The organism is Moorena sp. SIO3H5 (assembly GCF_010692395.1).
Taxonomy (GTDB): Bacteria; Cyanobacteriota; Cyanobacteriia; order Cyanobacteriales; family Coleofasciculaceae; genus Moorena.
This window is the reverse complement of the sequence record NZ_JAAHHS010000491.1, coordinates 1-5,138: the sequence shown is the minus strand read 5'-3', so window position 1 is coordinate 5,138 and position 5,138 is coordinate 1. Positions and strand designations below refer to the sequence as shown.

The 5,138-nt window shown below is 42.3% G+C and carries 4 protein-coding genes and 2 pseudogenes; all 6 read left to right on the top strand.

Features of this window, described 5'->3' with window-relative positions:
- Nucleotides 1–837: pseudogene (locus tag F6K52_RS32000) on the top strand (AarF/ABC1/UbiB kinase family protein); the annotation flags it as partial.
- 393 nt (nt 838–1,230) lie between these two features.
- Nucleotides 1,231–1,419 carry a hypothetical protein gene (locus F6K52_RS31995; protein WP_293088418.1) on the top strand — a complete coding sequence of 63 codons (189 nt, stop codon included), beginning with the start codon at nt 1,231–1,233 and terminating at the stop codon, nt 1,417–1,419.
- A 309-nt stretch (nt 1,420–1,728) separates the two neighbouring features.
- The gene (locus F6K52_RS31990; protein ID WP_293088416.1) at nt 1,729–2,031 is read left to right on the top strand and encodes a hypothetical protein; all 303 of its coding nucleotides are present in this window, start codon (nt 1,729–1,731) and stop codon (nt 2,029–2,031) included.
- A gap of 191 nt (nt 2,032–2,222) precedes the next feature.
- Nucleotides 2,223–2,429 carry a hypothetical protein gene (locus F6K52_RS31985; RefSeq protein WP_293088414.1) on the top strand — a complete coding sequence of 69 codons (207 nt, stop codon included), beginning with the start codon at nt 2,223–2,225 and terminating at the stop codon, nt 2,427–2,429.
- Between the two features lie 765 nt (nt 2,430–3,194).
- Nucleotides 3,195–3,881, top strand: a complete 687-nt coding sequence (hxpB, locus tag F6K52_RS31980; protein WP_293088412.1) for a hexitol phosphatase HxpB — start codon at nt 3,195–3,197, stop codon at nt 3,879–3,881.
- 224 nt (nt 3,882–4,105) lie between these two features.
- Nucleotides 4,106–5,138, top strand: a pseudogene (locus tag F6K52_RS31975) (MBL fold metallo-hydrolase); the annotation flags it as partial.

The following is a 5,138-nucleotide window of genomic DNA, read 5'->3' as shown; positions in this document are numbered from 1 at the left end:
CGGAGCAAAGTCGTATTCATTGACATGGGTAGCGTGGGATCCCTGGATAGGGATTTGAGGGTGACTTATAATGAGTATACGAATGCATTGACATATGGAGATTTTAGCAAAGCGTCTAATTACATCATGCGGTTGGCTGTTGAGATTCCCAGAGTTAATGTACCTACAGTCAGGGCAGAGATGTCGCGTGCTATAGAGAGTTGGTCCTCCAAAGCGCAACTTAAAGGGGTAGAGTTTAAAGAAAAGTCTTTTGGTGCGGCAACGGCTGACTTATCTAAAGTGCTGACCAAATATCGTATCCCAAATAATTGGACTTTTCTCAAAATGAGTCGATCTTTTTTAACTCTAGATGGTACACTACAGTACCTATTACCTGAATTTGATTTCTTCAAGACATCTAAAAAATATAATCGCCAGGCAGATAAACGTTCTCTCAAACAAAGTTTAGAACCAAAAAGTATTAGAAGTTCGATTAACCAGTTCTTTGATACTATTAGCGAGTACAATAACCTGGTTTTACCTGAGTTGCGAGCACGAACCATTGCATTTGAGTTAACCAGTAATATTTTTGGACTGTTGCTGGTATTAGGTTTTCAATCTCTCGCCTATTTACTCCTAATAACTGAACCAGTTGCAGTTTATAGTTTCCTTTATCAACATTATTTTAAAGCGATTGAACCTATTCATACTCAACTGGCTGAAGAGTTTTTTAAACAAATTCCCCATCTTCCATATCTGGAATGGATTGGTATTTTTATACTGATTGGCCTCAGTGCTAGAATACTGCTGGCAGGAGCAAAAGTTCTGAAGCGTAAAGACTTTCCTCAGAAAATATAACAGAGTACTCACTCATAAGTGTGGATCGGAAATTCCAGCCTATACAGTCGTTTTTCCTATTTTTTGCATGATCGGTACTGGTTCTCTCAAATGTGAAGGAGAAAGGCGTTGCTGATTCTGGGTATGGCGCACGCCCCCCTAGGGCGTGTTTTAAAACTGGTTATATCCTAAAAGTAGTGTGATCAATGGGTGCATTAGATGAATCGAGGGGACGTGAAGTTTTGAACAGTGGGAGAGGTTAAAACCGTTGACCTGAAGTCTTACTATGAAAAGATGCAGTTTCACTACTCACGTCAGTTGAAGAGCTGATTTGTAAAGAAAATCTAAAGCTAACTCGAAGCCTGGCTGAGTGACTTGTAATCTTAAATAGAAGACGAGTTGAACCCTATATCCATGAGTCGTTTGCCTCAAATCTCCAATCATCACCGCCAACCCTATCCAAGTGATATGAGTGATGTGGAATCGGAAGTGTTGCGACCGCTTATACCGAAGCTGAAGGGATTTGGGCATCTGAGGAGGGTAAAATTGCGCTCCTATCATCAACGGTATCTGCTATGTGCTGCTCCAGTGGATCCCAGTTGAACATGCTGCACCATGACTTTCCACCTCACCCAAGGGTCTATGGTTATTTCCGTAAATGGCAACCGCTTTGGGTATGGGCTGAGAATCCATGGCCAATTGCGTCATCCACTCCGATAACAAATGGGAGGTGAAGAAGACTCCAGTGTGGCGCTCGCGTAGCGTCGGTCTTTGCCCGAATCGCCAATTTTAATGACTCGCCGACTGGCTTGTTGAGGTTTTGTTTACAAATCAGCTTTAATTCTTGATCACTGATGTTTTATGCGATAGAATCAGCTGTAGTACTTAAATCAATCTAGGAACCTAAACGTTATGGCTGATAGTGAGGGAATGAAGAGCGCTGTCATTCTACGCAGTGAAGATTCTTTTGGAGGCACACCTGACGTCTTGTCTGGTTCTTCGGGTAAGAGGAGCAAGAAAAAGAAGAAGAAGAAGCAGGCAGCAGCTTTAAAGCCTCTTGAGAAGGCTATATTTAAACAAGCAAAGCGTCTCGATGATGCAAGTAAGATCTATAAGGAGCGCCATGAAAAGTCCAATCGTAAGAAGAAAAATGGTTGGATCAAGGATCTTGGAAAGAACTATTCCAAGAGTATGTCTAAGTTAATGAAATTTTAGTTTGGTTTCTGGTCTGCCCTTAACTTCGATGTAATGGGTCAGTTAATGGCTATGTTGAAGGCAAAAAAGTTTGAGTTCTTCAAAAGTTTTTGGAATGTTCATTACATTACTTTGAAGTTCTTTAGAAGGGCAGAGCTGGGCATGATACAACTTTTGACAAAGCTTGCTAAAATTTAGTTAGGAGAACGTTCATGAGTACACTTCAGAAAGAAAACACTATTATCCTAGACATGGGGTCTGCCAAGAAGGATGATATTAAAGATTTGCAATATGGTGAGGGTAGGCTTTTTAAGAGGATTGCTAGGGCCATTGAAGAGTTGAAGCAGAGTGGTGAAGTTGCCGAAAATGCTCAACCAGTAGTTGTTGTGGTCAAGAAGAAAAACGAGAAAGATTTTTAGTCGATCTTGAGGAGTAATACGAATTTACTTCATGGGCTTCGTAGATTTGTGTTTCAGGGTTACACTGAGTTGCTAACTCAAGTCCGCTTGACTTTCACCCAAGATCGAGTCCGCCTTTGGCCAAGCTATTGTTATTGGCTACTTCAATGAATCTGCATCCCGGGCTTTATGCCCAATCTAACCAGGTTAATTGAAGATATATAGGAACCTCTACTTCTTGTACTGGTCATGTTCAAGTAGATTCGTGAACTCCCCCAACATAATTCGTTTAAGTTGGGGTTTATAGCTTGGCCTTTCGCCAAGCTACGGGAACACGGAAGAATGCCGAAGGTGCGCTTGACCCGTAATTAAATTACGGGTCAAGCGCACCTCAACTTATACCAAATCCGGTTGCCATACCCCCTTAATAAATCAAAGAAACTCTAGCCAATTGTAATCGAAATAACTTAATAAGTTAGCGTGGATAGCATTGATGGAGATTAACTGTTGTTTTTTTACTTTTTTACAGTCAACTTTTAATTGGGTTTTTAATTGATAACCAAAACCCTTTAGCATTTGTTATTTATCCGTTTTTAAACTCAATATTAAAACTTGATTATAGTGTGAATTGAGTTTTCTGGATAGGATAATATTCGAGGCTTTTTGTCAAGTACATTTTCTACTAAATTAGATGAGCTCACCCTGTATCCCTATCGAGAAGCTACCGATATAATTGACTAATTGGAGTCCACAGCCTGGAACCTGGACATTTCTAGATATCGACTCTTGAGGAAGATTTTAATGCAGGATGTAGCTGTCATCTTTGATATGGATGGTTTGCTAATTGATAGCGAACCGTTTTGGTCTCAAGTAGAAATAAAAATATTCAATGACCTTGGCATTCCCCTCAACGAGAGTATGACTTCTCAAACCACGGGTTTGCGAAACGATGAGGTAGTTAAGTATTGGTATGCTCGATTTCCTTGGACTGGTATTAGCCAAGCTGAGGTATGTCGAACAATGATCACTAGGATGAGTGACCTATTGATGACGATGGGACAACCGATGCCAGGTGCAATTGAAGCTGTAAACTTGTGTCGGCAATTAAACTTACCCCTAGCCCTAGCCACGTCATCTCCCATGAGTCTAATTGATACAGTACTCAAACGGCTCGATTTAAAGGATGCCTTTGATGTGATCACATCAGCAGAAGCGGAGGAATTTGGTAAACCCCATCCAGCAGTATATCTCAGGGCTAGCCGTCGTCTGGGTATAGAACCAACAAAGTGTGTGGCCTTAGAGGATTCGGTTCGTGGCGTGATTAGTGCCAAAGCTGCGAGCATGGGATGTATTGCGGTTCCAGCACCAGAAAATCTAGAGGATCAACGGTTTGCGATCGCAGATGTCACCCTTGAATCACTAGAACAAATCACTGAGCCTTGGCTTAAGAAGTTTTTAGCTCATCATAGCTAGGCGCTTACCTTACCTAAAAATGTAAATAAACTAGCAGATGACAGGGGAGACCCCTGTCCTAAAGGTGTTGATCCAAATGCTTCACTCTACCGAATCTGGTAAACTATAAGGCCATCAGTAACTACCCAAGTAATTTGGGCTCATTTCCCATTCCCTTGTCTACCATTAAAGTGGCAACTAATTAAAAAATCCCCAAATAGTCCACTGTTAATGGCACTACAGCGATGAGCAACACCATCCAATGCACCTTAACTGGAAACATCGAGTCAGTAGCTCAGGTAAACTATCTCCTCAGTCAGGATGGCCTTCGATTCAAAATCAAAACCTTGCCCACTGATGATATTCCTACTGGAATCCATTCCTGGCAAGTCGCGCCTAATACTAGCTCAGATGGTGTAATAGGCTCTCTCTACCTAGAAGCCATGACTGATAAAGTCCAGGAAGAGCAATGGTTAATCGCTGGCAGAGTAGTGCAGTTAGGAAAACGAGGACAGTTTGTACAACTAAAAGTTTCCAGACCAGGACATAAAACCCTGAAGATCAGTGTCTTGGGCTCTAGCAAGCACATGAAAATTGGGGAACTGTGGGAAGTAGTTGCTAAGCGCCAACGAGATACCCTGATTTTACATCGAGCTTTACCCCAAGTAGAGCACAATTCCAATAGCCGCCCAGCTTCGAAGAAAAACCGCAGCCACAAGCCGGTCGAGTCTAGGAAGTATAAACATGAGTCAACATTTCAACAAACCCAAACAACCTTGTTACAGCAGGCTCTGACCAGGCTATCAGATGACCATTATCCCTCCAAATCCACACTAGCTGCTCCCCCGACGGAAACCATTGATAGAGTCTTAGCCACGTTGAAACAGAAAACCGATGTCAACGATTGGCAATTAGACTTGCCTAAACAGCGAAGTCGAACAAGATGGGAATGGGAAGCGTTCTCCCCTTCAACCCAGCAACAAGCACGAGTGAGTTTGAAGGGAAACTATATCCACGTATATTATTACCAGTTTCCGGATATCCCATCTCTAAGTGTTGATTCTCAATCCTATGATCGTTTAATTGTTACTCCTTTAGGAGCAGCTAGAAGCATTGGTGCCAGTTGTTTCAAAATTCTGATTGGTCCGTATGAAGTAGTCTTAGACTGTGGCACTCGACCCAAAGGCTACGACCCTTTGCCCGCCTTGGACTATCTGGATAATCCTCACCTGCTCCTGATCTCCCATAGCCATCAAGACCATCTTGGTGCTGTCCCGG

What these genes read in the sequence shown, in the direction of transcription:
- F6K52_RS31995 (WP_293088418.1), top strand. Translation starts at nt 1,231, where the DNA reads ATGAGTCGTTTGCCTCAAATCTCCAATCATCACCGCCAACCCTATCCA.
- F6K52_RS31990 (WP_293088416.1), top strand. Translation starts at nt 1,729, where the DNA reads ATGGCTGATAGTGAGGGAATGAAGAGCGCTGTCATTCTACGCAGTGAA.
- F6K52_RS31985 (WP_293088414.1), top strand. Translation starts at nt 2,223, where the DNA reads ATGAGTACACTTCAGAAAGAAAACACTATTATCCTAGACATGGGGTCT.